Origin of the sequence: Streptomyces hirsutus, from assembly GCF_001418415.1 — a bacterium.
Lineage (GTDB): Bacteria > Actinomycetota > Actinomycetes > Streptomycetales > Streptomycetaceae > Streptomyces > Streptomyces hirsutus.
Genome location: NZ_LIQT01000296.1, coordinates 1 through 26,093, shown reverse-complemented (window position 1 = coordinate 26,093; position 26,093 = coordinate 1). Strand labels below are relative to the sequence as shown.

Genomic DNA, 26,093 nt, shown 5'->3' with positions numbered 1-26,093 from the left:
CCCTCCATCCCGACGACGACCTCGCCCCGAACCGTCCCGGCGAGGCCCTCCTGGTCGCGCTCGACCGCGACCCCGGCCCGGCCCACCGCCTCCGGCCCGACCCGCGACACCGGGCACTCGACGCGGAGCGGACGGTGGGCGAGGCCCTGGACCGCATGGACGGACTGGGGGTACGCGTTCTGCACTCGATCCCGCTCCCCGGCGGCGACCGTGTCCACCACCTGGCGATCGGCCCCGGCGGGCTGTACGCCGTACACGTCGTGTACGCCCGCAGACAGAGGGTGACGGTCGCCGACCCGCTGGTCACCCTCGGCCGCCGCGAGCCGCACCCCGTGCTGCGCCGCGTCCGTGCCGACGCCGACCGGGTCTCGTACGCCCTGACCGCGGAGGTCCGCCCGGTGCTCGTCCTGGTCGGGGCGTCGCACGTGACGGTGAGGACTCCGCCGCGCGAGGTGCGCGTCCTGACGGACGACGAGGTGGAGCGTCTGGGCGACCTCGGGGGCGTACTGAAACCGGCCGACGTGGAGGCCCTGCACGCGATGGCCCGGGACCGGAACACATGGGCCCGGCTCTGAGCGGGACGGGATCGGCCGGCCGGGCGGGCTGAGCGGGCGGTCGCGGGACAAGGAAACGGTATTCACCCGTATGGCGGTTGATGGATCCTAGGACCCGTGTTCCGCGTCTTCCTCCAGGGCTGTGCTTCCATGTGCGTGATCTGTTGAACCTGTGTGCATGTCAGGGACGGCCGGTCGTACGCACATTCCCGGACACCGGTGGAGGGCATGACCGAGGACGAGTTCGACGCTTTCTACGCGGCCGCGTTCCCCCGTCTGACCGGTCAGCTCTTCGCCTTCACGGGGGATCTGGGCGAGGCCCAGGACGTGGTCCAGGAAGCGTTCGTGCGGGCCTGGGACCGGCGCCACAAGCTTCAGGCCGACGGGGCTCCCGAGGCGTGGGTGCGCACGGTCGCCATGCGTCTCGCGGTCAGCCGCTGGCGCCGCGCGCGACGCTGGCTGGAGCTGGTGCGCCATTCCGCGCTGCCGGAAACGACCCCCGGTCCCGGTCCCGAACGCGCCGCGCTGGTCGCCGCGTTGCGCGAACTGCCCGAGCATCAGCGCATGGCGGTCGTCCTTCACCATCTGTGCGACCTCAGCGTCGAACAGGTAGCCTCCGAGACCGGCGCACCCGTGGGGACGGTCAAGGTCCGGCTGTCCCGGGGACGGGCGGCACTGGCCAAACAGCTGGCGGTGGACGAGGCCGAGGAGCCGGCCTGGAGGGAGGGCGGCCGTGTCGGATGAACTCGCCACTGCTTTGCGCGAGTTGGCGGAGGCGAACCAAGCGACACCGCCCCTACCGGCCGCCGAGGTCCGCACCCGGGCGCGACGCCGCTCCCGCCGTCGCCGGACCACCGTCCGCCTCGGCCTGGCGACCTCGGCGGCCGGCATGCTGGCGACGATCGGACTCACCGTGCACGCCGAGGAGCCCGGCCAGGACCCGCGCGCCTCGGCCGAGTCCGCGACGATCGGCACGCCGACGTCCAGCCCCCGGGCACCCGAGGCGGTGACCGCCCGGCCGGCCGACACCGAGGAGGCCGTCCTCGACCTGGGCCGTCACACCCTCACGTTCGACGGCCGTGTCATGCGCGTCGACTCGCACTTCTTCGGCACCTTCCTGTCGCCCGGCCGCGAACTGACCGTGCGGGCCAAGCACGAGGTCATGCTGCTGCGGGGCGACAAGAGGACCGAGAACCGCTACGAGGCCAAGGTCCCGTACGTGGTGGAGCTGCGCACCGGCGACCGGCCGCCGGTCTACGCGGGCGCCCTCGCCTTCGACACCCGGTCCCTCGGCGCCCTCGACGTCAGGACGGGCTGGCTGGGCCTGAGCGTCAACGACGCGCGATGGTTCTACACCCACGTCCGGCGGGGCGAACACGTCGAGATCACCGCCACGGCCACCCCGCCCCCGCCCGCACCGACGCCGGCCCCGAGCGACGGACCGGACCCCGCGCCCGAAACCGGAACCGCGACCTCCCGGCCGCGGACCTGACCGACCGGGGCCCGGACCGGCTCCGCCGTGCTCAGCCGCTTTGCGGCACCAGGACTTCTGCGGGGGCGCCGGGGCCATCAGGACCACCGGGGCCATCAGGACCACCGGGGCCGGCAAGGCCACCGGGACGGCCGAGGCCGGCGTCGCGGGCCAGCACCGCCGCCGTGGTCCGATCTCTCGCGCAGGTTGTCGTCGGACACGTCGGGATCCGGGCGGACACTCCGTCACCTGTGGTTCCGGTACCCACCCAGAGGGCGCGTCCGCCCGGGGGAGCACCGACGCGCCCTTGCCGCGGGTGCGACGCACGGGTGGCCGAAACGGGAAGGGCGGTGCGGGGCGCCGGTGGCATCGGTGACCGCCGGCCGTATTGACTTGCCCGGTGCCGAGTCCTCAGCGAATTTCCAGCAAATGCGAAGAGACATGCTCCGCGGGCGACGGCAGCCGTCGCGCGAAGTCGTCGGACGTGCCGCCGACCGAGCGCCCGGGCGCGGCCCATGGGTGATGCCCCCGGTCGGCGTCCGGTCCTGCTCGACGTGCCGGCCGCACTCGCGTTCGCTTTGCTCCCGCACGTGGCGGTGCTGAGACCGGCCGCCGACGGCGGGGTGGGCGTCGGCGCCGTGTGGCTGCTGTCGCTCGGCACCGCGCTGCCGCTGGTCGTACGGTGGCTGTGGCCCGTGCCGGTCTTCGGATTCGTGCTGACCGCCGCCTGCGCGGCGCTGGCAGCCGGCCTCGGGCCGGCCCCACTGCTCGCCGCCGCGTACGCCCTGTACCCGGTGGCCACCACGAGACGGCGGCGGCCAGGGCTGTCCGCGGCCTTCACCGCCGGGCTGTGCGCGACGGGCGCCGCCCTGCTCACCGTGACGGGAGGACAGAGCTACCAGGGCGGGACCAAGCCGGTGCAGATCGTGTTCGGAGTGCTCGTCCTCGGCGCCACCTGGTCGGCGGGGACGGCCGTCCGGGAACGCAGGGAGAGCCTGCGCCGCGCCCTCACGCACGCGGCCGAGCAGGCGAAGGCCGAGGAACGCCTCCGCATCGCCCGCGACATCCACGACGTCGTCACGCACAGCGTGGGCCTCATCGCGGTCAAGGCCGGTGTCGCCAATCACGTGATCGCCACTCGTCCCGAGGAGGCGCGGGAAGCCCTGGAGGTGATCGAGGATGTCAGCCGCCGGGCACTGCGCGACATGCGGGCCACCCTCAAGGTACTGCGCAGGGACCACGAGGGCGACGGACGGGACCTCAGACCGGTGCTCGGGCTGGGCGACCTGCCCTCGCTTGCCGAGACGGCACAGGCGGCCGGTATCCGCGTCGACCTGCGGTCCCGGCGCGAGGAGGAACCTCCTGACGGTGTCGCACTCTCCGCGTTCCGGATTGTCCAGGAGGCGCTGACCAATGTGGTCAAACACGCTGCGCCGACCGACTGCCGGGTGCGTCTCACCGCGGAACGGGGCACGTTGACGATCGACGTCACCGACGACGGCCCCGACCCCGGAGCCGGCTCCGGACAGCGACCGGTGGTGCCCGGCGGTGGAATGGGCCTCGTCGGGATGAAGGAGCGGGTCGCCGCGCACGGCGGCACCCTCAGCGCAGGGCCCCGGCCGGGCGGCGGTTTCCACGTCCTTGCGACACTGCCGTACTGAACGGAGCTCAGGCGGTCCGTCCGCGCGGAGCCGGTTTCGCACCACGCCCGTCGCCCGCTCGCGCCTCGGCCACGTCCCACCCGCGGCTCACCTGCGCCTTCTCCGGTGCGCTCATTCGCGAGTATGACTTCGGCCCGCGCGGCCCGTCCGGCAGCCCCGACCCGGGACCGATGCGGCCGTCCCCCTGCCCGGCCAGACTCACCATGTGATTCACGTCCAGAACCTGACCAAGCGGTACGGGCAGCGCACCGTCGTCGACGGGCTCACCTTCACGGTGCCGTCAGGGACCGTGACCGGGTTCCTCGGCCCCAACGGAGCCGGGAAGTCGACCACCATGCGGATGATGCTCGGCCTGACCCGTCCGGACGCCGGAGCCGTACGCATCGACGGGCACGCCTATCCCGAACTGCGGTACCCGGCCAGGCATGTCGGCGCCCTGCTGGAGACGTCCGTCCCACACCGCAGCCTGACCGCCGCCCACCACCTGCTGTGGCTCGCACAGAGCAACCGGATCCCCCGCAGGCGCGTCGCGGAGGTCCTGGAGACGGTCGGCCTGACCGGGGCCGCCCGGCGGCGCGTCGGCACGTTCTCCCTCGGCATGGGCCAGCGGCTCGGGCTGGCCGCGGCGTTACTCGGGGACCCGCCCGTCCTGGTGCTCGACGAACCGGTCAACGGCCTCGACGCGGAGGGCATCCGGTGGCTGCGCGAACTGCTGCGCTCAATGGCCGCCGAGGGCCGGACCGTCCTCGTCTCCAGCCACCTGATGACCGAGATGTCCCTCGTCGCGGACCATCTGATCGTCATCGACCGAGGACGGCTTCTCGCGGAGACCGGCATGGCGGACTTCATCCGGCGCCACGGACGCACGTACGTCCGGGTCCGGACACCGGAACCCATGCGGCTCAACAGCATCCTGGAGCGGAAAGGGGCCTCACTGAGGCCGGCGGCGGACGGCAGCCTGGAGATCGACGGAATGCCGGCGGCCGAGATCAACCGGCTGGCCGCGGCCGACGGACTCGCCCTCGAAGAGCTCAGCACCCACACGGCATCCCTCGAGGACACCTTCCTCGAGCTCACCGGCAACCAAGAAGACCCCACCCATGTCTGAGACGGTCGCGGCCATCCGGGCCGAGTTCACCAAGCTGCGAGGCGTCCGCGGCACGTCCCTCTCCCTGCTGCTGTTCATTCTCGTCAGCGTCTTCATCGCCGCCCTGGGAGGCTGGTCGGCGAAGGGCGCCATCGACTCCGAGAACCCGGGACTCCGCTCCGACTTCACCCCCGAACAGGCCGGCCTGGACGGCGTCCTCTACGGCCAGCTCGCCCTGATCGTGTTCGGCGTGCTCATCGTCTCCAGCGAGTACACCTCGGGCATGATGCGCGTCTCGCTGCTGGCCGTGCCCCGGCGCGGCCGGCTCTACGCGGCGAAGACGGCCGTCACCGCTGCCGCCGCGCTGGCCGTCGCCGTCCCCGTCACGATCGCCGGCTACCTGGTCACCCAGCTCGCCCTGGGACCCCACGGCGCCCCGATCGACGCGAGCGGTGTCCCCCGCGCCCTCGCCGGGGCCGTGGTCTACCTGACGCTGATGAGCCTCTTCGCGGCGGGCGTCGCGGCGACGGCCCGCAGCGCCGTCCTTCCGCTGGCGATCCTGCTGCCGATGGTGCTCGCCGGGTCCCAGATCCTGTCCGTCATCGGAGCGACGAAGGAGATGGTGCGGTACTTCCCGGACCGGGCCGGCACCGAGATGCTCACCGTCGACTCGAACGACGCCGCCACCGGATTCGCCGTGCTGCTCGTGTGGACCGTCGCCGCGCTGGCCGCCGGCTACGTCCGGCACCGCCGGTGGGACGCGTGACGGGACGTGCCTGAGGCATGTGTCCCATGCCCTTGGGACACGCCGCGATGCTCGACATGATGGAGCTGTCCGAGCGCAGCAGGATCCCTGCACGGCAGTTCTCCACCGGCCTGCGCAGCCGTCTGGAGATCGCCCGCGACCTGCTCGGTGCCCCCCGGATCCTCTTCCTTGACGAACCGGCCACCGGCGTCGACTCGTAGACCCGCGCGGCCGTCCGGGAGCACCTGACCATGCTGCGGAGGGAACGGGGCATCACGGTCTCCTTCACCACGCACCAGTTGGAGGAGGCCGAGCACCGCGACCGGATCGCGATCTTCGACCACGGCAAACTGATCACCCAGGGATCGCCCGCAGAACTGAAGTCCATCATCGGGGCTGGCATCGTCGTGCTGCACACCGAGGACGATCGGCGTGCCGTGGACGCCCTGTCCGACCGCTTCGGGCTGCCGGCCGAACTCACCCCCGACGGCCTGTGCCTGCGGGTCTCGGACGGCGCCTCCCGCACCGCACTGGGGCTGACCGTGAGCTCGGTGACCGTGACCCCGCCGAGGACTACGCGAGGGTCCCCGCGGCGGACCTGCTCACCCCGGGCCACTACTTCGACGAGCTCAGCTCCCACGGCCGGCGGCTGTTCGCCCCGCACCGCCCGTACTGGCAGACGCTCGTGCCGGTGCTCACTTTCGACGACGGTGAGCTGGTCGACTCGCGTCTCCACCCGGTCGAGCTGGGCTTCGGGGAGCGGGTGCACCGCCGGGGCCGCCCCCGCCTGGCCGGCCCGGCCGAAGCGAAGGAGATCCTCACCGACTTCGCCCGGCTCGCGGAGCCGTACGGCGTCGCCCTCTCGGTCGGGGACACCGGGACGGGCGAGCTGGTCATCGACGGCGCATGAGCGAACGGCGGTCGACAGGACGGAACCGCTGCGCCGACCTGCCGGAACGGCAGAATCCGATGGCTCGATGAGCGGCGTGCGGGAAACAGCGTGCGAGGATTGCGGAATGGCTGAGGTGGTGCGGGTGCTGATCGCGGACGATCAGGCCCTGTTGCGCGGCAGCTTCCGGGTCCTCGTCGATTCCACTCCGGGCATGGAGGCGGTCGGCGAGGCGGGTGACGGCGCCGAGGCGGTGGAGCTCGCCCGGCAACTCGCCCCGGACGTCGTCCTGATGGATCTGCGCATGCCCGTCATGGACGGCATCGAGGCCATCCGGGAGATCTGCTCCGACAAGACCATGGCCGGTGTACGGGTGCTGGCCCTCACGATGTTCGACATGGACGAGTACGTCTACCCGGCCCTGCAGGCGGGCGCGAGCGGATTCATGTTGAAGGACGCCTCGCCGTCCGACCTCGTCGCCGGCATCCGGGTCATCGCCACCGGCGAGGGCGTCCTGGCCCCCACCGTCACGCGCCGTCTCATCGCCGCCTTCTCGCGCGACGAGGAGACGGCCCGGCCGGCCCCCCGGCTCGTCGGGCTCACCGGGCGGGAGCAGGAGATCCTGGTTCTGATCGCCAACGGACTGTCGAACGCGGAGATCTCCCGGCACCTGGTGATCAGCCTGCCCACCGTGAAGACGCACGTGAGCAGTCTCCTGGCCAAACTGCACGCCCGCGACCGCGCCCAACTGGTCATCATCGCCTACGAGAGCGGCCTGGCCGAGCGCGGTATGCCCACCTGACGAACCGCCGTCCCCGCATCAGGGCGGAAGCGTCCCCGGCCGGGCCCTTCCGGCCGGGGACGAGGTTCCTCCGCCCCGGCACCCTCTGCCTGCTCCTCCCGCTATCCCTTGACGGCCCCCGACGTCAGCCCCCGGATGAACGAGCGCTGGAGGGCCAGGAAGGCGAGTACCGACGGCAGCATGGCCAGGAACGCGCCCACGAGCAGCACGCCGATGCCCACCTGGTCGTCCGAGCGCATGGAGCGCAGGGCCAGCGGCAGGGTGTACTGGGCCGGGTCCGTGGCGACCAGCAGGGGCAGCATGTACTGGTCCCAGATCATGGTGAAGCCGAAGATGCCGATGACGCCCAGGGCGGGGCGGCACAGGGGCAGCACGACCTGCCAGAAGATGCGGAACTCGCCCGCGCCGTCCAGCTTCGCCGACTCCTCCAGCTCCTTGGGGATCTCCTTCATGAACTCGGTCATGACCAGGATGGAGAAGCCCCACGCCGCCACCGGCACGATCATGCCGGCCAGCGAGCCGACCAGGCTGATGTGCACCACCGGCAGATCCGCCAGCAGCACCGACAGCGGTACGGCCAGCACCTCCTCCGGCAGCATCATCGTCGCCAGGACGACCACCAGCACCGTCGCCGAACCGCGGAAGCGCTTACGGGCCAGGGCGTAGCCGGCGAAGACGCTGACCAGGACCTGCAGGGCCAGGCCGGCGCCGACCACGATGAAGGAGTTGAGGAGATAGTCCAGGACGCCTCGGTCGATCGCCCGTTCCAGGTTGTCGAGCGACAGCCGGTCGGGGAGCAGGGTGAACTGTGTCGGGTCCACGGTCGGTGTGAAGGCGCCGACCATCAGCGCCAGCAGCGGCCCCGCGAAGATCACGAAAAGGACGGTGTACAGGACGGACCGGGCGGCCCGGGCCCATGGCCCGTGAGCCTCCCGCAGGCCGAGCGCGGTCTCGTTCCTCATCGGGCCTCCCTCCTGCGCAGTCGCGACGCGACGGTCAGCACCAGCAGAACCAGGAACAGCAGGACGGTTCCGGCCGCCGCCACGCCCAGCTCGTTGCGTTCGAGCCCGAGCTTGTACGTCAGCGTCAGCAGCACCTCCGTCGAGCCGTCCGGCCCGCCGTTGGTGAGCAGGAACACCTCGGTGAAGATCCGCAGGCCCCGGATCGCCGCCAGGGTCAGCAGGATCGCGAACACCGGCCGCAGACCGGGCAGCGTGACGTGCCAGATCCGGCGGAAGCGCGAGGCGCCGTCGACCGCCGAGGCCTCGTACAGCATCCGGTCCACACCGGCCAGCCCCGCCAGGAAGATCATCATGTCGTAGGGGGCGCCCCGCCAGACGCCGACGAAGGCGATGGACGCCAGTGAGCTGTCCGGCGAGTTGAGGAACTCGCTCGGCCCCAGACCGAAGACGGACAGCACCGAGTTCAGCGCCCCGCCCTCGGCGGGGTAGTACATGACCCGCCACACCTCGGCCACCACCGCCATGGCGGTGACCACCGGCAGGAAGATCGCCGACCGGACGAACCACAGGCTCCGGGTCTGCCCCTCCAGCAGCAGCGCCAGCGCGAGACCGAGCACGATCGACCCGGCGGTGGTCGCCACGGCCAGTACCACGGTGTGCCACACCGCCGCGCCGAAGTCGGAACTTCCCGCGATCTCCGCGTAGTTCGCGCCGCCGACATAGGTGTTGCCGAGGAACGGACGGACCTCCTCGAAGCTCATCCGCACGGCCTGGACCATGGGGATGAACTTGAAGTACAGGAAGAGCAGCAGGGCCGGGGCGAGGAAGAGCCACGGTGTCGCGGCCCGTCGCAGCCGTGCCTTCGCCGGCGGGCCCGCGCGGAGCGGACGCCGGGTGCCCGGACCCGGCGACGTCCGTGCCTCGGTCGCCGTCATTCGCCCTTGGCCCCCTGCTTCTCGAGCTCGGCGTCCAGCTCGTCCGCAAGCTCGCCCATCGCCTTGCCCACGTCGCGCGAGCATGTGGAGACGACGCCGTTCAGACCCTCGGACGACAGCTGCCGGACGGCGGACCAGTTGGGCAGGGCCGGCGCGTTGCGGCCGGACTCGTTGTAGATCTCCTGGAAGGTCTCCCAGCGCGGGTCCTTCCGCTCGGCGGCCCCGTCGACCGTCGTGTTGACCGGCAGCCGGACGATGATGCCGCCGTTGTCGATGCCGAGACCGATCCTCTGGCCGGCCGGGGAGGCGGCGAACTCGGCGTACGCCTGCTGACCCTTCTCGTTGCCGGAGCCGGCCATCAGGTAGACGTTCTCGCCCTCCGCCAGGACGGCCTCGCCGCCGGCACCCGGCGGTGGTGCGATCACCTCGTACTTGTCCTTGCCGAGCGATCCGTCGAACCGCGGCAGCATGTACGGGCCGGTCAGGTAGATGCCGCCCTTGCCGCTCTCGAAGAAGGTGTGCGTGGCCGAGGAGTCGGCGGTACTGGCGCCCGGCTGCGCGACCTCGGAGTCGCAGAACATCGCCTGGAGCTTCTCGACCGCCTCGACCGACGCGGGCTCGTCGATCGCGGCCGCGTAGCCCTCGCCCCGCTCCTTGACGAAGTCGCCGCCCCCGGACCACAGCATGGTCGAGAACCACCAGGTCAGATAGCCGCGGGTGGTGCTCCCGGGTATCACCATGCCGGCGGTGTCGTTCTTGCCGTTGCCGTCCGGGTCGTCCTCGGTGAACTTCACGGACAGTTCGGTGAGTTCGTCCCAGGTTCGGGGAACGCCGGCGCCCACGGCCTCCCGCCAGTCCTTGCGCACCAGCAGGGCGAAGGCCTGCGAGTTGAAGGGCACGCCGTAGTACTTGCCGTCGTAGCCCCGCGCGGCCTCCCAGGCGCGGTCGGCGAGATCGGCGCTCCCGGCCACGCCGTCGCGGTCGACCTCGCGGACCAGCCCCTGGGTCACCAGGTTGCCCAGCTGGCCCGTGTCGTTGATGACGATGTCCGGCAGGTCCTTCTGCGCGGTGCGCTGCTGAAGCTTGGTCTCGAAGTCCGTCACCCCGACGGCGACCAGCTTCGCCTCGATGCCGCTCTCCTTGGTGAAGGCCTTGGTGAGAGCCTCGGCCGACTCCGCGGCGGGACTCCCGGCGTCCTGCCGGATCCAGACCTCCAGGGGCCGGGAGTCGTCCTGCCGGGCTGTGCCCCCCGAGGAACAAGCGGTGGCGGTGGCAGCGGTCACGGCGAGAACGGCGGCGAGAACGCCGGCCTGCCGCCCTCCTCTTGGCTTGCGGAGTTGCTTGGACACGAGTGACTCCGTCCAGTGCGTACGGGCGAGGTGACCGGACTCTACGCACAGACAGCCCACCTCATCAAGACAGTGAACGGCATTTATATACATGAACCGTGAGGGTGTGATCGGAGAACGATCGGCCGTGCCTGCGAGGGTGCGAGGGTGCGAGGGTGCGAGCGGGGCGGGACAGGGCGGGCCCCGTTCAGAACGTTCCGGCCGCCAAGTGGGCGCGCCGGCCGCCGAGACGAGTGATGCCGGGGCCGGTCGCGGCCGACTCCACCCGGGAGCCCGGAGCCCGGAGCGCGGGTCCCGGGCTCAGTCGAGGCCGCGGGCGTGCTGGAAGCGGGCCAGCCCGTCGGCGAGGTCGATCAGCGGGGCGGGATAGCCCAGGGCGGCACGCCGGTCCTCCGGCAGTCGCCAGGGCTCGTGCACGTTCCGCTCGTCCACGTTTTCCAGTTCGGGCACCCAGCGCCGTACGTAGGCGCCGCTCGGGTCGTAACGCCGGCCCTGGCGCACGGGGTTGAGGACGCGGTTCGGGCGGGAGTCGGTGCCGGTCCCGGCGACCCACTGCCAGTTGAGCTGGTTGTTGACGAGGTCACCGTCCACCAGCAGGTCCAGGAAGTGCCGGGCGCCGACCCGCCAGTCCACGTACAGCGTCTTGGCCAGGAAGCTCGCCGCCAGCAGCCGTGCCCGGTTGTGCATCCAGCCCTCGTGGAGCAGTTGGCGCATCGCCGCGTCCACGAGGGGATAGCCGGTACGGCCCTCCCGCCACGCGGCGACGTCCTCGGCCGCCTCGTCCTCGGTCCGCCACCGGTCGTGCCGGGGGCGGTAGTCCCGCCGGGACGCCTCGGGCCGCGCCGCCAGCACCTGGTGGTGGAAGTCGCGCCAGCACAACTGGCGTACGAACGCCTCCGCCCCCACGCCACCCCGCGCGCGGGCCCGTTGGACGAGCTCCACCGGGGAGAGGGTCCCGAAGTGGAGGTGGGGCGAGAGCCGGGAGGTCACGTCGCCCGCCAGGTCGTCGTGCCCCTCCTCGTACTCGGCCATCCGGGACCGGGCCCATCGGGCGAACCGTTCGCGCCCGCGTGTCTCGCCCCCGGCGGGGAGGCCGGGCGAGAGGCCGGGCAGTTCGTCACGGGAGGGCAGCGGCTCGCCGCGCACCGCGTCGGGGACCCGCACGGTGCGCGGCGCCGAGCAGGTCTCCCGCAGCCGCTCCTGCGACCAGCGGCGGAAGTAGGGGGTGAACACGGCGTAGTGGTCGGACCCCGCGGGCGTCACGGCCCCGGCGGCGACGGCGGTGATCACCGCGTCGTGCACCCGCAGCGCCACCCCGCGCCGGCCGAGGTCCTCCCGCAGCCGCTCCTCCCGCCGCTGGGCGTAGCCGCTGACGCCCGCCGCCGTGTGCACCTCCGCGGCCCCGCACTCCGCGGCGACCGCGCCGGCCTCCCTGACAACCGGCCCCGTACGCACGACGAGCCGGCCGCCGCGCCGGCGCAGCGAGGCGTCGAGGTCCCGCAGGCAGTCGGCGAGGAAGGCGGCACGGTTCGGCGCGTCGAAGCCGGCCGCGTGGACACCGGGATCGCGCACGAAGAGCGGCACCACCTCGTCGGCCGCGGCGAGCGCGGCGCGCAGCGGCGGATGATCGTGCAGACGCAGATCCGAGGTGAACAGGACGACCGCGACGGTCATGGGGCTACTCCTGGTCGGGCATGAGGCCTTGCTTGCTTTCCCGCTGTTTCTTCGGGCTGTTCCCGGCACACGGATGCGGAGCCGGGCGCGCCACCGCCGGACGCGTCACCCGCGGCGCAGGCGCCGGGCACGCCGGGCGCGCCGTACGTGCCGTGCGGGCTCGTGGCTTTCGCGGCCCGGGCGCGTGTCGGCCCCGTGCGCGCTCATGCCCTTCGAGGCCGCCTGGGTGATGTTGCGGGCCATGCCGCCGAAGACGACGGCGTGGAACGGGGCGACGGACCACCAGTAGGCATGGCCCGGCAGTCCGCGCGGGTGGAACAGGGCGCGTTGGCGGTAACGAGTGCGGCCCTCGTCGTCCGTGTCGGCGTACATCTCCAGCCACGCCAGGCCCGGTAGCCGCATCTCGGCCCGCAGCCGCAGCAGCCGGCCGGGCTCGATCTCCTCGACCCGCCAGAAGTCCAGTGAGTCCCCGACCCGCAGCCGCTCGGCGTCCCGCCGCCCGCGCCGCAGGCCGACACCGCCGACGAACCGGTCCAGCCAGCCCCGCACCGCCCAGGCCAGCGGGAAGGAGTACCAGCCGTGGTCCCCGCCGATGCCCTCGATCACCTTCCACAGCGACTCCACGGACGCCTCGACCGGCATCCGGCGCTCGTCCTGGTAGAGGCTCCCGCCGGCCCAGTCGGGGTCGGTGGGCAGCGGATCGCTGGGCGCCCCCGGCAGGCTCGCGGACGACCAGCGCGTGGCGACCTGCGCCTCCCGCACCCTCCGCAGCGCGAGGGCCAGCGCCTCGTCGAACGGCAGGGGACTGCCCGGCACGTCGGGCACGTACCGGGCGATGTCGTGCTCGTGGCAGACGACCTCGTGGCGCAGCGATTCCGTCAACGGCCGGGCCAGGGAGGCGGGGACGGGGGTGACGAGCCCGATCCAGTGGCTGGACAGTCTCGGTGTGAGCACCGGCACCGGCACGACGAGCCGCCGCCGCAGGCCGGCCACGACGGCGTACTGCTGCATCATCTCGCGGTAGGTGAGGATGTCCGGGCCACCGATGTCGAACGCCCGGTCGACTTCCGCGGGCATGCGGGCCGAGCCGACGAGGTACCGCAGCACATCGCGTACCGCGACCGGCTGGATCCGGGTGTGCACCCAGCTGGGGGTCACCATGACCGGCAGCCGCTCGGTCAGATAGCGCAGCATCTCGAACGACGCCGACCCCGAACCGATGACGACCGCGGCCCGCAGCACGGTGGCGGGCACCGGCCCGTCGAGGAAGATCCGTCCGACCTCGGCGCGGGAGCGCAGATGCGGGGACAGGGACTGCTCCGGCACACCGCGTGGGGTCAGCCCGCCCAGGTAGACGATGCGCCGTACGCCGGCGGCCCGGGCCTCTTCCGCGAAGGTCCGGGCCGCCTGCCGGTCGGTCTCCTCGAACCCGGAGCCGGTCCCGAGGGCGTGCACCAGGTAGTAGGCGACGTCGATCCCGCGCAGGGCCCCGGCGACCGAACCGGGGTCGGTGACGTCGCCCCGGACGGTCTCGACGTCACCCGCCCAGGGATGGTCGCGGAGCTTGCCGGGGGTGCGGGCGAGGCATCGCACCCGGTGTCCGGCCCGCAGCAGCTCCGGCACGAGGCGCCCGCCGATGTATCCGGAGGCGCCGGTGACCAGGCAGTGCAGCCCCTCGGCTCCGCTCCCGTCCCGCTGTCCGTTCGAGCCCGCGTCCGTCCCCGCGTCGGTGCCCACGTCCGTCTCCTCCGTGCTCGCCCGAGGCCGCTTTCCTCTTCCTCTCGTCCGATCATGGCGGCAGTGCGGTGCCCGCGCCCGTTCAGCCGGGCCGGGAACCGGATCCGGCGTCGGAGGCGGGCCCGGAGCCGGCACCGGTTCGGGTTCCGGCCTCGGTCCCGGAGCCGGAGCCGGAGCCGGCTCCGGCCTCCGCGTCGCCCTTGCGGGCCAGAACGCTCGGCCACCACGCCCGCGAACCGATGTCGATCACGAGCGCGGGCACCAGCAGCGAGCGGACCACGAGGGTGTCGAGCAGGACGCCGAAGGCCACGATGAACGCGATCTGGACCAGGAAGGCCAGGGGAATCACCATCAGGGCCGCGAACGTCGCCGCGAGGACGACACCGGCCGAGGTGATGACTCCGCCGGTGGTGGTGAGCCCGCGCAGCACGCCCTGCCGGCTGCCGTGCGCGAGCGCCTCCTCCCGGACCCGGGACATCAGGAAGATGTTGTAGTCGACGCCCAGCGCCACCAGGAACACGAACCCGTACAGCGGTACCGAGGCGTCCGTGCCCGAGAACCCGAGGAGATGCTCGAAGACGAGTGCCGAGACCCCGAGCGTCGCCAGGAAGTTGAGCCCCACGGTCGCCACCAGCAGCACCGGCACGAGCAGCGAGCGCAGCAGCAGGACGAGGATCAGCAGGATGATGCACAGGACGACGGGCACGATCACCGTACGGTCCCGGGCGGCGGTCTCCTGGGTGTCGTACTGCTGCGCCGTGTAACCGCCGACCAGCGCGTCGGCCCCGGAGACCGCGTGCACGTTCCCGCGGAGCCGTTCGACGGTCTCCTTGGCGGCGTCGCTGTCGGCCCCGGCCTCGAGCGTGGCGGAGATCTGGACGCGGCCGTCGGCGACGAGCGGCTCGCCCCCGGGACGCCCCGAGGCGGAGACCGTGGCGGCCGACGCCACACCCTCGGTCCTCTCGGCCGCGGCCGTCACCTGAGCGGCACGGTCGGCGTCGGCGACGATGACGGCGGGGTTGCCGGAGCCGCCGGGGAAGTGCTCACCGAGCGTCTTCTGGGCGGAGACCGAGGAGGCCTCGCCGACGAAGATCTCGTCGAGCGGCACGCCCTTCGAGGAGAGGGCCGGGGAGAAGGCCGCGAAGACGGCGAGCACCAACGCCGTCACCACCCACGTCGCACGCGGCCGCCGGTCCACGGTCGCGGCGACCCGCTGCCACACCCCGTGCTTTTCCCCGGAGCCGTCCGCGGGGGGCGCGCTTTCGGCCTCCTTCGGCCGGGAGGGCCAGAAGGCACCGCGTCCCAGCAGGGCCAGCACGGCCGGCAGGAAGGTGAGCGTGGAGAGCACGGAGCACACGATGCCGATGGCGCCGACCGGCCCGAGGGCGCGGTTGTTCGTGAGGTCGCTGGCGAGCAGGGCCAGCAGACCGAGCGCCACGGTCGCGGCACTCGCCGTGATCGCCCCGAACGAGCGGCGCACCGCGGCCGTCGCGGCCGCGACCCGGTCCCCGCGCGCGACGAGTTCCTCGCGGAAGCGCGCGGTCAGCAGCAGCGCGTAGTCCGTGGCGGCGCCGATCACGAGAATGGAGAGGATGCCCTGCACCTGGCCGTCCACCCGGACGATGTCCCGGTCGGCCAGCGCGTACACGACCGCGCACGCGAGGGCGAGGGCGAAGACGGACCCGAGGATGATCAGGAACGGCAGCAGGACGCTCCGGTAGACCAGCAGGAGGATCACCAGCACGGCGGCGAGCGCCACGCCCAGCAGCAGTCCGTCGATCCCGGCGAACGCGTCCGACAGATCGGCCTGGCTCGCCGCCGGTCCCGCGATCTGCGCCGTGGTCCCCGGCACGCTCTGTGCCGTCTCCCGGATCTCGTCCAGGACCTTGGACAAGCCGTCCTCGAGGTCGGGCTTCAGTGGGACGACGGCCTGCATGGCCTGCTTGTCGTCGGAGACGAGGGCGGGCGACGGGGCGCCGACGACCCCGGGCTGCCCGGCGAGCCCGCCGATCGCCCGGGTGGCCGCCTCCCGCTGCGCCTCGGTGACCGTGCCGTCCCCGGCCTCGTCGAGCGTCCACACCACGATGGCGGGAACCGTCCGGGCCGCCCCGGCCTTCTCGAACGCCTCACCCGCTTCGAGGACCTTGGTCGACTCGGCACTCTGCGGCAGGAACGCGGCCTGGTCGTTGGTGGAGACCTCGCCCAGCTTGCCCGCGTAGGGGCCGAGCGTGCCGCCCACACCCAGCCAGACGATCAGCAGGACGAGCGGCACGAGCCACCGGCCCCGGCGCGGTGTGGTTCTCATCGAATCCCCAAGCGACATCGGTACGGAAAGGAGCAGGAAAGTAAATCTCAACCATCAAGTATCTCAATGGTTGAACAAATATATACTGACCGCATGGCCGGCACCGAAACCCCCTCGTCATCCCTTCCCGGAAGCGACCCCGTGGGGATGCAGGCGTTCGCGGTGCTGCTGCGCCGGATGAACGCCGAGTTCAACCGCATCTCCCACGAGTTCGCCCAGGCGCAGGGGCTGCACCTCACCGATGTGCAGGCACTGATCGCGATCCTGGACGCCGACACGGCCGGCGGCCCCATGACCCCCGGCCGGCTCCGCGACCAGCTCGACCTCACCTCGGGCGCGGTGACGGCCTGCATCGACCGCCTGGAGAAAGCGGGCCACATCCGCCGCGTACGCGCCCTGGGCGACCGCCGCGTGGTCCACCTGCACTACGAGGAGGCGGCCAGGGCCGTCGCCGGCGAGTTCTTCCGCCCCCTGGCCCGGGGTACCGAAGCCGCCCGCTCCCGCTTCACCCGTGAGGAGCTGACGACGGTGACCCGCTTCCTCGCCGAACTGAACCGGGAACTCGTCCTCCTCGGCCGCCGCACCTCCTGACGGGCCGCCGCACCTCCTGACGGGCCGCCGCACATCCTGGCGGGACGGCGCACCTCCTGGCGGGACGGCGCGCGACTGCCGCGCTTCGGCGTGGCGGCCGGGAGCTACCATGGCCGCGCCGCCCGCCGTACCCGTCCCACGGGGAGGACGGCCCGGCTCCGGGCCCCGCCCGTACGAGAGGGAATGGTGGAGACGAGCACGCAGGCCGACGCCCCCGCACAGCCCCGCACCCCCTTGAGCAGGGAGCGGATTCTGGGCACCGCCGTCGCCCTCGCCGACGAGGGCGGGGTCGACGCGCTCAGCATGCGCAGGATCGCGCAGGCGCTCGGCGTCGTGCCCATGGCGCTGTACAAGCACGTGGCCAACAAGAACGAACTGCTGGACGGCATGATCGACGTCGTCGTCGGCGAGATCGACCCGCCGGCCGGTCACGCCGACTGGAAGACCGCCGTCCGCCGCCGGGTGCTGTCGGCCCGCCGCATGCTGCTGCGCCACCCCTGGGCGCCCGGGGTCATCGAGTCACGGACGAAGGCGCGGGCCACCCCCACCCCGGCGGTGATGGAGTACCTGGACTCGATGATCGGGATCTTCCGGTCCGGGGGGTTCCCGATCGACCTGGTCCATCACGCGATGCACGTCATGGGCAGCCGCCTGCTGGGCTTCTCCCAGGAGCTGTTCGAGGACACCCCCGGCCGCGAGCCGGATCCGGACGCGATGCCGCCCGAGGAAATGGCCGCCCGCTACCCCCACATCACGGCACTGGCCAGGGCGGTCGCCCATGACCCGGAGTCCGTCGTCGGCTCCGGCTGCGACGACCAGTTCGAGTTCGAGTTCGCTCTGGACCTGACGCTGGACGGCCTCGAACGGCTCAGGCTCCGGCTCCGGGACACTCCCTGACCCACCGCTGAAAAGGGCCCCGCGGCTCCTGTCGGCAGGCCCCGCCGGCCCCGCCCTCGCCTGCCCGCGGGCTCGTCCGCGTCGATTGCCGCCCACCTGGTGCGCCCCGCCGCCCCTTCCCGTACCCCTTGACGGGTGTACGGCGTACACCTATGGTGCGCCCAAGGTGTACGCCGTACACCACTGGCGCTCGCCGTGAAGGTCCCCTGCCGGTCGACCGGTGTCGGATCCGACGGGAACGGTGAGCCGCCCTCGAGCACCAGGGGATGGGGGAGACCCGATGAAGGCGATCGTTCAGGAGCGGTTCGGCCCACCGGACATCCTGCGACTGGCGGAGACCGACCGGCCCGAGATCGGGACCGGACAGGTACTGGTGCGGGTGCGCGCGGCCGCGCTCAACCCCTACGACTGGCACATGATGCGCGGCGACCCGTACGTGGCGCGGCTGCTGGGAGGCGTGGGGCTGACCCGCCCGAAGTCCCGGGTGGCCGGGATCGACGCGGCCGGGCAGGTGGAGGCGGTCGGCGCCGACGTGCGCGGGCTCCGGCCCGGCGACGAGGTGCTGGGCTTCTGTACGGGCTCCTTCGCCGAGTACGCGCGCACCACGGCGGACCTGCTGGTGCCCAAGCCGGAGAGCCTGACCTTCGAGCAGGCCGCGGCCGTGCCCATGGGCGCGGTGACCGCCCTGCGCGGCATCCGGACCGTGGGCCGGACACAGGCGGGGCAGCGGGTCCTGATCAACGGGGCCGCCGGCGGCGTGGGCACGTTCGCCGTGCAGATCGCCGCGGCCCTGGGCGCGGAGGTCACCGGGGTGTGCGGCACCCGCAACGTCGAGCTGGTGCGCTCACTGGGCGCCGCACACGTCGTCGACCACACCCGCGAGGACTTCACCGACGGCCGCGCACGCTACGACGTGATCCTGGACAACGTGGGCAACCGCCCGTTGAGCCGCCTGCGCCGAACGCTCACTCCGACGGGGACCCTGGTGGCCAACGGGGGAGGCTCCCCCGGCCGCGTGTTCGGAGCCGTCGGCTCCCTGCTGCACGCGAGCGCGGTCGACGTGTTCGTCCGGCAGCGGCTGCGCCCGATCCTCCCGGCGGCTCCGGCCGGGCCGGCCCGGGAGGACCTGCTCGCCGTCACCGCGCTCATCGAGGCCGGCACGCTCACCCCGGTGGTCGACCGGAGCTACGCCCTCGCCGACGCGGCCGAGGGCGTGCGCCATGTGGAGCGGGGCCACGCCCGCGGTAAAGCCGTGGTCACCGTGGCGTGAGCGCGCCCACCCGTCTCGCGCCGGCCACCGGGCGGCGTGCGCGCACCGCCGGTTCCCCGGGAGGTGACGCCCTGGGTTCAGGAGGAGGCAACGCCCTGTCGTGACGGCTCCACGGGGCCGTCGCCCCCTTCGGCGAGTCCGGCGTGCCGGAGAAGCAGACGGGCCAGGGCGCGCGCCTCGTCGGCGGTGAGCGCCGCCCACGTCCCCGGCTCGCCTCCCCGGTCCTGGCCGACGTCCAGGGTGACCCTGCTGATGGGCCGCTCCGCGGGGGCGAGCCGCAGACACCGCACCGCGATCCTGCGCCCGCAGGCTGTCACGAGCGAGGGGTCCTCGGTCGCGGTAGGCAGGTCACGCCCTGTCGTCGTCATCCGTCTCACACTCCTTCACGCCGGCCGGCCCGGTAACTCCGGCCGGCGTCCTGTCCGCTGTGCCCGGTGGGTGTGTCCTGCCTGTCCGTGATGTCCGGCGGGACATCACAGTCAGCGCGGCGCGGAGCCGAAATGTTCCCCGCTGTCGTGTTCCCCGCCGGACCGTGAACTGCGGAAGGTGCGGCGGTAGGTGTCCGGAGGGACCCCGAGGGCGCGGTCGAAATGCCGGCGCAGCGTCGTGGCGGTGCCCATGCCGGTGGCCGCCGCGATGGCGTCGACGCTGTCACCGGTGGTCTCCAGCAACTCCTGGGCCCGCCGGACCCGCTGGGGCAGCAGCCACTGCAGCGGGGTGGTGCCGGTCACCGCCCTGAACCGGCGGCCCGGATGGCGTGAGCTCATGTTCGCCCGGCGGGCCGGGTCCTCCACCGTCAGGGGCTGGTCGAGCCGCTCGAGCACCCAGGGGAACAGCCCGGCCAACGCGTGGTCGTCCCGGGCGGGCACCGGTGCGGCGACGAACTGGGCCTGGCCGCCCGCCCGGTGCGGGGGCACGACCGGGCGGCGGGCGACCGTGTTGGCGACCGCCGAGCCGTGGTCGCGGCGGCCCCTTCGGCTCCACCGCCGCCCCGCTGATCGAGGCGGCACTGCGCGCCGGGACCCCGTACGTGGACGTGGAGACCGCAGTCCGCGAGGATCCGCCGTGTCCGTGGCACGCGTCCGCCGGTCACGATCCGAGGGGCTTGCTCGCCCCTACCGGGCGGGGAGCGCCTTGTCGGTCGACGCGGTACGACGCCGGACCAGCACGCGAGTGGTGCTGCCGTCGTCCTCCTCGATGTCCCGGACATGCTCGAAACCGATTCGGTCCAGCAGTACCAGTGAGGACTCGTTCGGTGCGGCTACGGTGGCATGCACCTCGGTCAGTCCGAGGGTGTCGAAGCCGTGGGCGACGATCGCTTCCGCCACCTCGGTCCCCAGGCCGGAACCCCAGGCCGCGGGCGCCAGGGCGTAGATGATCTCGTGGCCTCCGACGACGTCGGTCGGCTTGATCTCGGCATGCCCGACCAGGAGCCCGTCGCGGCGAACGGCCCAGACGTCGAACAGATCCCGTGCATAGACTTCCGTGAAGATCCGCCCGAACAGTGCCCGGTCCGCTGCTTCGGAAGCAGGACCGTCACCCATCCACTGCGACACCCTCGTGTCCTGGAACAGAGCGACGAAGTCCTCTTTGTCCTCGGGTACGTACGGTTCCAGGAGCAGCCGCTCGGTGCGCAGAGGAGGAGTCACGGACGGCGACGCTACCCACGCGACTTCCTGGCCGGCAACCCACTTTCACCTGCGCGGACGGTGCCCTGTTCTTCTCCTGCCGCAAAGAACGCCTACCCCGCGGAAGTCGGAGGGACCATGGACCTGCTCACCTTGCTCGACGAAGCGGTGACCGCACTCGAACAACCCTTGGGGCAGCACGACATGGACGAGGGCTGGACTGACGAGCTCCGCCGGGAAATCCAGGAGGAGATCTCGGTCAACCGCTCGGTTCTGCGACGGCACGGGCTGGTGATGGTGCCGTACCTACGGCCGCGCCTGGACGAATGGATGGACCACGAGGCAGTGGGGCCGGGGCGTCTGCAGCGTCTGGTCCTGAACGTGCAGCGGAGCTTGGAAGACGCCCGCGGCAAGGCTTGAGGCGCGTGCACCGCGGCAGGAGTGATCCGAAGTCCGAGGCGAAGGCGGTGACCGTCGCGAGCGGAAGCGGCGGGAGGCCGTCCCGGTGTGGATACCGGTGCTCGTGAGGTCCGGTCCTGGCAGGAGAAAACGGCAGGACGACCGTCGCCCACCGGGTCTTCCTTCTCCACGGGCAGTGGATGCGGCCTCGGGTCGGCAGGAAAGAGGTCAGTGGATGATCGGGGACACAGGAGGGGCGGTGCCGCGAAGGGCGTGTACGGCTGTTCGCGCTGCTCGCTCCACCGTGGAGATGCCGTGAGACATGCTCGGGCTGCCGTGAGAGAGGACGACGACGTAGAACGTGCTCCCGTGTGCTGCGACTCGCCCCATGCTGTTGATTGTCCAGCGTTGCGAGTGGGAGCGTTGCAGCCAGCCGTTCTTGAGTTGCCAACGGCTGCCTTCCGCGGACACTCCCCAGTCCTGGTCGGCGTCGATCCGGCCCATGAAGGTCTGGATCAGGTGGCGTGAGGCTTCGCTGAGCGGTGAAGGGTCGGCGAACACGGCGGTCAACAGGGTTAGTTGGTCTGCCGCGGTGGTGCGGGTGAGGCCCCAGTGGGTACCTGGTCCTGCTTGGGTGGAGGTCAGCCCCAGGGCCTTGTTGGCGTCAGCGAGTCCTGGGCCGCCGCCGATACGTTGCCACAGGGCGCTTGCGGAGTCGTTGTCGCTGCTCTGGATCATTGAGGCGGCGGTGGATGTCTCCCACGGGGTGAGCGACCGTCTTTCGTGCTGGGCACGCAGCAGCAGTGCCGCCAGGATATCTACCTTCGCCAGGCTCGCGGTGATGTGTGTTTGTGAGCCGTACACCGTCCGTCGGCCGGTCCTGGGCTCCAGAACGGCGACCGACACCTGGGTGCCGCTCTGTGTTCGAATCGGTTCGAGCAAACGAGTGAGCGCGTTGTTCGCATCCGTCGGGGCCGGCGTCCGCGTGTCGGGGAGGCCTGGCGGCGCTTGGGCCGGCTTGCTGTTCGCCGGCGTCGAAGGTGCCTGGTTCTGCGCCAGGGGGCGTCCGACCCGGTCACCGGTTGTGGTGCGACCGGCGGCGAAGCAGCCCGTGAGCAGCATGCCCGCTGCTGAGCATGCCAGCACCAGCCGTATCCGCTCCCGCCGCGCGCAGGCCTTGTGGTATCCGCTCGGGCCGGGCGGGACAGGCTGGTGCCCCATTCCGTGGGGTGGACGGGCGGCGTGATTCGGATGCATCGGGAACCTCAATCGCGCAAGCGGGAGACAGCCGGAGGGAAAACCACGCCACAGTCTTTTCCGGGGCGAGGCGCGCCGCATCCCGGAGCGGTTTCCCCCTAAAGGCGTAACGCGCTCACCGCAGACGCCACCTGACGGCCCCTTGGAAATGAAGCGAAGGCCCGTCTCTCGCGGCCCTGTGCACCTGCCCCGCGCCGCCATGCCGTGCGACGCGCCACCCCCTGGCCCCCGGGTGCGGTGGCCTCTCCACGCCACTCTTCCCGGTGAGCGCCTTGCAGCGTTTGGGGGAGTTGCGCGACGTGGCTGTGGGTGTCATCGAGGTTGGTCTGGGCGTGGAGTGCGCCGGCTGTCTCAGGTGCCGGTGAGGGATGCCGTGCATGCGGGGTGCCTCGCTGCACCCTCACCGGCCTCAGCCGCGCTGCCGTCGTGTGTCGTCGACCGGAATCAGCCGCGGCGGTCGGCCCGTGGCGCCGGCTTCGGAGCGCTCGGCTTGGGGAGCTCGGGTTCTATGGGGTCGATAGGCTTGCTGACCTGAGGGCGTGCTTGGGTGGGTGCCCGCAGTATCCGGCGCGAGTCTGGCAGGGAAGCGCGTTCAAGTGGGTTAGTCAGTCGCACCGCAGACCCGGCACGTCGATACCGGGGCCGAGGGCGGTGGATGCGGTCAACGAGTGGGCCGCGGTTTTCAGATCGTTCTCCCATCCCGGGAGTTCGTCAGGGCTGATCCATTCGCTGTAGTCCGCTGCGACGGAGAGGAACCGTGTCTCCTCCCGGGTACGGGCCGTGACCGTCATCGACAGTCGGTCGGCCACGTCCGCGGGGCTCAGCTCGCCTTTCGTGAGACCGAACGCGAGGCTCACGAGGAGGCATCGGCCGGCTTTCTCCTCGTCGGGAAGGGGGATGCCGAGTTCGTGCAGGGCTTGGACGTACAGGCCACGGATCTCGGTCTCGTCGCTCCTGCGCGGCAGGCCGGCCAGTTCGCGCAGAGCAGGGGAATCAAACCCATCGACGAGCGCATGCGCAGCGAGCATCGGGAGTTCGTCGGGAGGAAGTACCTCCGCCACGTACCGCCAAGCGCTGTGCTGCAACCCGTTCATGCGCCCATCGTGGGGGCAGCGAGATGTCCTGGCCAGCCGATTGCTGTTGTGGCCCGGCTGCATTCTTGCCCTGGGTCTTGCCGGGGAGCTTGGTGAGCTCGGTTTTTGCTGTTCAAGTCGGTGTGCACATGTGGCGGAGCGATCGTCATCGGTCATCATCGACCATTGCCGAGCGGCCTGGGATGGCCCAGAGACGGCCCGGAGACGGGGCCCAGACGGACTGGGCTACGGTGCAGCCTCCTGTGGCAGGTTGAGCAGTAGGGGAAGCAGGAATGAAAGTCCCGCCGGATGGCGGCGCCGCGGCAGGCGACTGTCGGAGCAGGGTGCGAAGCGCCCGACCGGAGAAGGGGCCGCCGCGGTTCGCTCGGTCGGGTCACTGGGGGCTGGCCCATCGCGAGGGGAGCGCAAGCGCAGCGCAATGCTGAGCAGCAAGGCGCCCTCTGTCTGCTTTTTCCCATTCAGCTAGGTTTGCTTGTCATTTCACTTGACGGCCGACTTGGTTACCGAAAGCGCCGTTGGAACGGGTCGGTAACCTCTTGAACCTCACATCATTTCTCTACGCTTGCCATGTTTCGCCGGTGACGTGGGAGGATTCTTCTGCTGTTCTCCCAGGGGGAATTTAACGGGAGTTGGGTGATCGTTTTCGTGGTAGAGTTTCAATGAATTCACAGGACGCCGCGAAAAAAGGGGAATGGCGTGAACACCGAGAAGGTTACGGCTCGACGTCTTACGGCCGAAGAGGTTTCGGAGTTGAGTCTCCAGGACGGAATCTTCGTCTCGGCAGAGATGGATGGCCTTCCTCTCGACTGCTATGCTCCGGCTTCCCTTACGGAGCCGGGTAAGAATTTTGAGGGAGGGTCCTTCACTGCGAGGACGATATTCGGTCAGGAAATCAGCGTTCTCCCGGACAACGCCGAAGAGCCCGGGATCTGGGTTGTCGACAAGGCAGGGGAAGAAATCGAGGTTCTCCAGAATGCCGGCGTTCTCCTGAATCTCGCCCTCTTTGTGCCCAACGGGAACAAGGAATCCCTGGAATCGCTCTACTCCGCCGCCCGGGACGCCTTCGGCGCGGGGATTGTTCAGCGCTGGAGTGAGGAAGTCGTCACGGTGCCGGATGTCAAGGTCGACCTGTTCGAGGAGCCGGCACGGGGGCGGAAAAACGCGAGCAGTCAGAACCGCGACCGCCGCGCCTTGGACATTTACCCGACCCGAGTGCGATTCATGGAGCCCAGCGATGGCTGGAAATTCATTGTCGAACCGCACAAAGAGGTCGTCGATGAGACACCGACGATCTGACCTGATGGCAGGTTAGCCTCGATCTTTCGCGAGAGCCCGTCAGCTTGCTGACGGGCTCTTCGAAGTGCCCTGGGTGGAGGCCGGCCCTTTGAAGGTGTTCGGCACGGCCAAGGAGGGGCGCGTGTTCGGCAATGAGCGCGGGAAGTGGTCGGCTCATCTACCTACTGGCGGGTGTGGGAGGAAGCGCGGGAGTGCGCACTCCGCCCGATCGGGTCGCTTCTCCGTTGGCCAGCCGCCCGTACGATCTGCGGCACGTCTGCATCACGCGGTGGCTGAATGCTGGGGTACCCATTGCTGAGGTGGCCCGCAGGGTCGGCAACTCACCGGAAGTGATCCATCGCCGCTACCACGGCTGCATTGACGGCCACGAGGAAGCTGCCAACGCAAAAATTGCCAAAGTGTTGGAAGAAGGAGGGGGCACACCGTAGCTGCGTCGGCTCAGTCTCGCCTTGATTACGGGCTTTTGGCGGTGTAGGTAAGTGGGTTCCTGAACAATCTCTGACATGGATGCAGGAGTTGCAGGGCTGGTTGGAGCTCTCGGTGGTGCTGCTCTTGGTGCCGGGGGCGCATGGGGTGCGGCGATCATCGCTCTGAAGGGGGCTCGATACCAAGCCGACGCTCAGGCTAAGAGCGCACATGACCAGTGGCTTAGGCAGATGCGGCGCGAGAGCTATGCGCGATTTACTGAGGCCGCACGGGCGGCTAACCATCTCGAAATGATCATGTGGGAAGCGCTTGACGATCTCTCCCGAGTTCAACAGGTAGCTGGTGGCATGGGTGATCGCCAACGTGATCTGACTGCTGCTGCGGCCGATGTGGAACTTATCGCCCCGAAGGAAGCGGTCAAGCTTGCAAGGCAAATCTCACTCAGTCTTCATGCGCGGTTCTTGTCGAGGGCCGGGGCGCTTGCTGACGACCCGGATCGAATGACGTCGTTCAATCCCATACATAATGATCTTGAGGTGAAGATTGCGGGCTTTGTTGCCCTGGCTCAGGGAGCACTGCAGGGAACGCACTCGGGAGGCTCATCATCCGGCTCCGGTGATTGAGGAGCCGCGCAGGGCGTAGAAGCCTGGCTGTGGCTGTGTGTCGGAGGTGTGTCGCGAACACTGAGAGACAACGAGAGAGGGCGGGAGTCAGTGAGGCTGACTCCCGCCCTCTTCTGTCGGCATCCGCCCTGGTCAGCGCTTGTTTTCTGCTGATCCTTGGCGAGTGCCCCCGGCAGGATTCGAACCTGCGCACACGGCTCCGGAGGCCGTTGCTCTATCCCCTGAGCTACGGGGGCGTGTCGGTTGCGGTGATCGCTTCGACGGGTAGAACAGTACCAGTTCTGGCGGGGTGGTCATGAACCGGTTTTCCATGGGGCGGGGGAGGCGGAGGTCACCCTGTGCGTTCGAGGAGCCACCCCCAGGGGTGGAAGTGGGGAAAACGCGGACGCGGTGGCCGGTCTCCACCTACTCTCGAGTTGTGCTAGTGTCCTGAGTCGGGAA

At 70.8% G+C, this 26,093-nt stretch carries 25 protein-coding genes, 1 tRNA gene and 2 pseudogenes; 16 read left to right on the top strand and 12 right to left on the bottom strand.

Going from position 1 to position 26,093, the window contains the following annotated elements:
* The 9 genes from AOK11_RS22175 to AOK11_RS22140 form a co-directional block, all read left to right on the top strand.
* A partial coding sequence (locus tag AOK11_RS22175) for a nuclease-related domain-containing protein (protein ID WP_055595481.1) occupies nucleotides 1-575 on the top strand: 575 nt, incomplete at its 5' end.
* Between the two features lie 207 nt (nucleotides 576-782).
* Nucleotides 783-1,298 carry a SigE family RNA polymerase sigma factor gene (locus AOK11_RS22170; protein ID WP_055595480.1) on the top strand — a complete coding sequence of 172 codons (516 nt, stop codon included), beginning with the start codon at nucleotides 783-785 and terminating at the stop codon, nucleotides 1,296-1,298.
* The gene (locus tag AOK11_RS22165) at nucleotides 1,288-2,046 is read left to right on the top strand and encodes a hypothetical protein (protein WP_157869423.1); all 759 of its coding nucleotides are present in this window, start codon (nucleotides 1,288-1,290) and stop codon (nucleotides 2,044-2,046) included. Before AOK11_RS22170 ends, AOK11_RS22165 begins: the two co-directional genes overlap by 11 nt.
* A 494-nt stretch (nucleotides 2,047-2,540) precedes the next feature.
* Complete coding sequence (locus tag AOK11_RS22160; RefSeq protein ID WP_055595478.1) at nucleotides 2,541-3,686, top strand: sensor histidine kinase; 1,146 nt, start codon at nucleotides 2,541-2,543, stop codon at nucleotides 3,684-3,686.
* A 205-nt stretch (nucleotides 3,687-3,891) separates the two neighbouring features.
* Nucleotides 3,892-4,794, top strand: coding sequence for an ABC transporter ATP-binding protein (locus AOK11_RS22155; protein WP_055595477.1), 903 nt, complete (start codon nucleotides 3,892-3,894; stop codon nucleotides 4,792-4,794).
* Nucleotides 4,787-5,539 (top strand): ABC transporter permease, encoded by a 753-nt coding sequence (locus AOK11_RS22150; protein ID WP_055595476.1) that lies wholly within the window; start codon nucleotides 4,787-4,789, stop codon nucleotides 5,537-5,539. Before AOK11_RS22155 ends, AOK11_RS22150 begins: the two co-directional genes overlap by 8 nt.
* A gap of 26 nt (nucleotides 5,540-5,565) precedes the next feature.
* Nucleotides 5,566-5,739 carry an ATP-binding cassette domain-containing protein gene (locus tag AOK11_RS40400; RefSeq protein ID WP_157869422.1) on the top strand — a complete coding sequence of 58 codons (174 nt, stop codon included), beginning with the start codon at nucleotides 5,566-5,568 and terminating at the stop codon, nucleotides 5,737-5,739.
* A gap of 272 nt (nucleotides 5,740-6,011) precedes the next feature.
* Nucleotides 6,012-6,428: a hypothetical protein gene (locus AOK11_RS22145; RefSeq protein WP_055595475.1), complete on the top strand. Its 417-nt coding sequence runs from the start codon at nucleotides 6,012-6,014 to the stop codon at nucleotides 6,426-6,428.
* Nucleotides 6,429-6,534: 106 nt separating this feature from the next.
* On the top strand, nucleotides 6,535-7,209 hold the full coding sequence (locus tag AOK11_RS22140; protein ID WP_055595474.1) for a response regulator: 675 nt from the start codon (nucleotides 6,535-6,537) through the stop codon (nucleotides 7,207-7,209).
* Nucleotides 7,210-7,310: 101 nt separating this feature from the next.
* Here the strand turns inward: AOK11_RS22140 and AOK11_RS22135 are convergent, their stop codons facing one another.
* The 6 genes from AOK11_RS22135 to AOK11_RS22110 all read right to left on the bottom strand — a co-directional run bounded on the left by AOK11_RS22135 (nucleotide 7,311) and on the right by AOK11_RS22110 (nucleotide 16,171).
* Complete coding sequence (locus AOK11_RS22135) at nucleotides 7,311-8,171, bottom strand: carbohydrate ABC transporter permease (protein WP_055595473.1); 861 nt, start codon at nucleotides 8,169-8,171, stop codon at nucleotides 7,311-7,313.
* Complete coding sequence (locus tag AOK11_RS22130) at nucleotides 8,168-9,106, bottom strand: carbohydrate ABC transporter permease (protein ID WP_055595472.1); 939 nt, start codon at nucleotides 9,104-9,106, stop codon at nucleotides 8,168-8,170. The genes AOK11_RS22135 and AOK11_RS22130 overlap by 4 nt, the downstream gene beginning before the upstream one ends.
* Nucleotides 9,103-10,455, bottom strand: coding sequence for an ABC transporter substrate-binding protein (locus AOK11_RS22125; protein WP_063793507.1), 1,353 nt, complete (start codon nucleotides 10,453-10,455; stop codon nucleotides 9,103-9,105). Before AOK11_RS22125 ends, AOK11_RS22130 begins: the two co-directional genes overlap by 4 nt.
* 300 nt (nucleotides 10,456-10,755) lie before the next feature.
* A complete protein-coding gene (locus AOK11_RS22120; RefSeq protein ID WP_055595471.1) occupies nucleotides 10,756-12,129 on the bottom strand; it encodes a cryptochrome/photolyase family protein in 1,374 nt (457 codons plus the stop codon).
* Nucleotides 12,130-12,234: 105 nt separating this feature from the next.
* Nucleotides 12,235-13,866 (bottom strand): SDR family oxidoreductase, encoded by a 1,632-nt coding sequence (locus tag AOK11_RS22115; RefSeq protein ID WP_055595470.1) that lies wholly within the window; start codon nucleotides 13,864-13,866, stop codon nucleotides 12,235-12,237.
* Nucleotides 13,867-13,948: 82 nt separating this feature from the next.
* Nucleotides 13,949-16,171 (bottom strand): MMPL family transporter, encoded by a 2,223-nt coding sequence (locus tag AOK11_RS22110; protein WP_079035008.1) that lies wholly within the window; start codon nucleotides 16,169-16,171, stop codon nucleotides 13,949-13,951.
* Nucleotides 16,172-16,318: 147 nt separating this feature from the next.
* Here AOK11_RS22110 and AOK11_RS22105 point away from each other — a divergent pair, with 147 nt between their 5' ends.
* The 3 genes from AOK11_RS22105 (at nucleotide 16,319) to AOK11_RS22095 (ending at nucleotide 18,929) form a co-directional block, all read left to right on the top strand.
* Complete coding sequence (locus tag AOK11_RS22105; RefSeq protein WP_055595469.1) at nucleotides 16,319-16,762, top strand: MarR family winged helix-turn-helix transcriptional regulator; 444 nt, start codon at nucleotides 16,319-16,321, stop codon at nucleotides 16,760-16,762.
* A 183-nt stretch (nucleotides 16,763-16,945) separates the two neighbouring features.
* Nucleotides 16,946-17,659, top strand: a complete 714-nt coding sequence (locus tag AOK11_RS22100) for a TetR/AcrR family transcriptional regulator (RefSeq protein ID WP_055595468.1) — start codon at nucleotides 16,946-16,948, stop codon at nucleotides 17,657-17,659.
* A gap of 280 nt (nucleotides 17,660-17,939) precedes the next feature.
* Nucleotides 17,940-18,929, top strand: coding sequence for an NAD(P)-dependent alcohol dehydrogenase (locus AOK11_RS22095; protein WP_055595467.1), 990 nt, complete (start codon nucleotides 17,940-17,942; stop codon nucleotides 18,927-18,929).
* 77 nt (nucleotides 18,930-19,006) lie between these two features.
* On the opposite strand, the gene AOK11_RS22090 is transcribed toward AOK11_RS22095, so the two are convergent.
* The 3 genes and pseudogenes from AOK11_RS22090 to AOK11_RS22080 all read right to left on the bottom strand — a co-directional run bounded on the left by AOK11_RS22090 (nucleotide 19,007) and on the right by AOK11_RS22080 (nucleotide 20,578).
* Nucleotides 19,007-19,297: a hypothetical protein gene (locus AOK11_RS22090; protein ID WP_055595466.1), complete on the bottom strand. Its 291-nt coding sequence runs from the start codon at nucleotides 19,295-19,297 to the stop codon at nucleotides 19,007-19,009.
* A gap of 111 nt (nucleotides 19,298-19,408) precedes the next feature.
* Nucleotides 19,409-19,897: pseudogene (locus AOK11_RS22085) on the bottom strand (helix-turn-helix domain-containing protein); the annotation flags it as partial.
* Between the two features lie 147 nt (nucleotides 19,898-20,044).
* On the bottom strand, nucleotides 20,045-20,578 hold the full coding sequence (locus AOK11_RS22080) for a GNAT family N-acetyltransferase (RefSeq protein ID WP_055595465.1): 534 nt from the start codon (nucleotides 20,576-20,578) through the stop codon (nucleotides 20,045-20,047).
* A 117-nt stretch (nucleotides 20,579-20,695) separates the two neighbouring features.
* On the opposite strand from AOK11_RS22080, the gene AOK11_RS22075 reads away from it, so the two are divergent.
* The gene (locus AOK11_RS22075; RefSeq protein WP_055595464.1) at nucleotides 20,696-20,977 is read left to right on the top strand and encodes a hypothetical protein; all 282 of its coding nucleotides are present in this window, start codon (nucleotides 20,696-20,698) and stop codon (nucleotides 20,975-20,977) included.
* Nucleotides 20,978-21,184: 207 nt separating this feature from the next.
* On the opposite strand, the gene AOK11_RS22070 is transcribed toward AOK11_RS22075, so the two are convergent.
* Entirely contained in the window at nucleotides 21,185-22,078 is an 894-nt protein-coding gene (locus AOK11_RS22070) for a serine hydrolase (protein WP_157869421.1), read from the bottom strand.
* 740 nt (nucleotides 22,079-22,818) lie between these two features.
* Nucleotides 22,819-23,307, bottom strand: a complete 489-nt coding sequence (locus AOK11_RS42045; protein WP_157869420.1) for a hypothetical protein — start codon at nucleotides 23,305-23,307, stop codon at nucleotides 22,819-22,821.
* Between the two features lie 696 nt (nucleotides 23,308-24,003).
* On the opposite strand from AOK11_RS42045, the gene AOK11_RS22060 reads away from it, so the two are divergent.
* From AOK11_RS22060 to AOK11_RS42970, 3 genes and pseudogenes are all read left to right on the top strand, one after another.
* Entirely contained in the window at nucleotides 24,004-24,603 is a 600-nt protein-coding gene (locus tag AOK11_RS22060) for a hypothetical protein (protein WP_055595461.1), read from the top strand.
* Between the two features lie 88 nt (nucleotides 24,604-24,691).
* Nucleotides 24,692-25,031: pseudogene (locus tag AOK11_RS45230) on the top strand (tyrosine-type recombinase/integrase); the annotation flags it as partial.
* A gap of 75 nt (nucleotides 25,032-25,106) precedes the next feature.
* The gene (locus tag AOK11_RS42970; RefSeq protein WP_157869419.1) at nucleotides 25,107-25,652 is read left to right on the top strand and encodes a hypothetical protein; all 546 of its coding nucleotides are present in this window, start codon (nucleotides 25,107-25,109) and stop codon (nucleotides 25,650-25,652) included.
* Between the two features lie 164 nt (nucleotides 25,653-25,816).
* On the opposite strand, the gene AOK11_RS22055 is transcribed toward AOK11_RS42970, so the two are convergent.
* Nucleotides 25,817-25,888 (bottom strand) — tRNA-Arg (locus AOK11_RS22055).
* Between the last annotated feature and the right edge of the window lie 205 nt (nucleotides 25,889-26,093).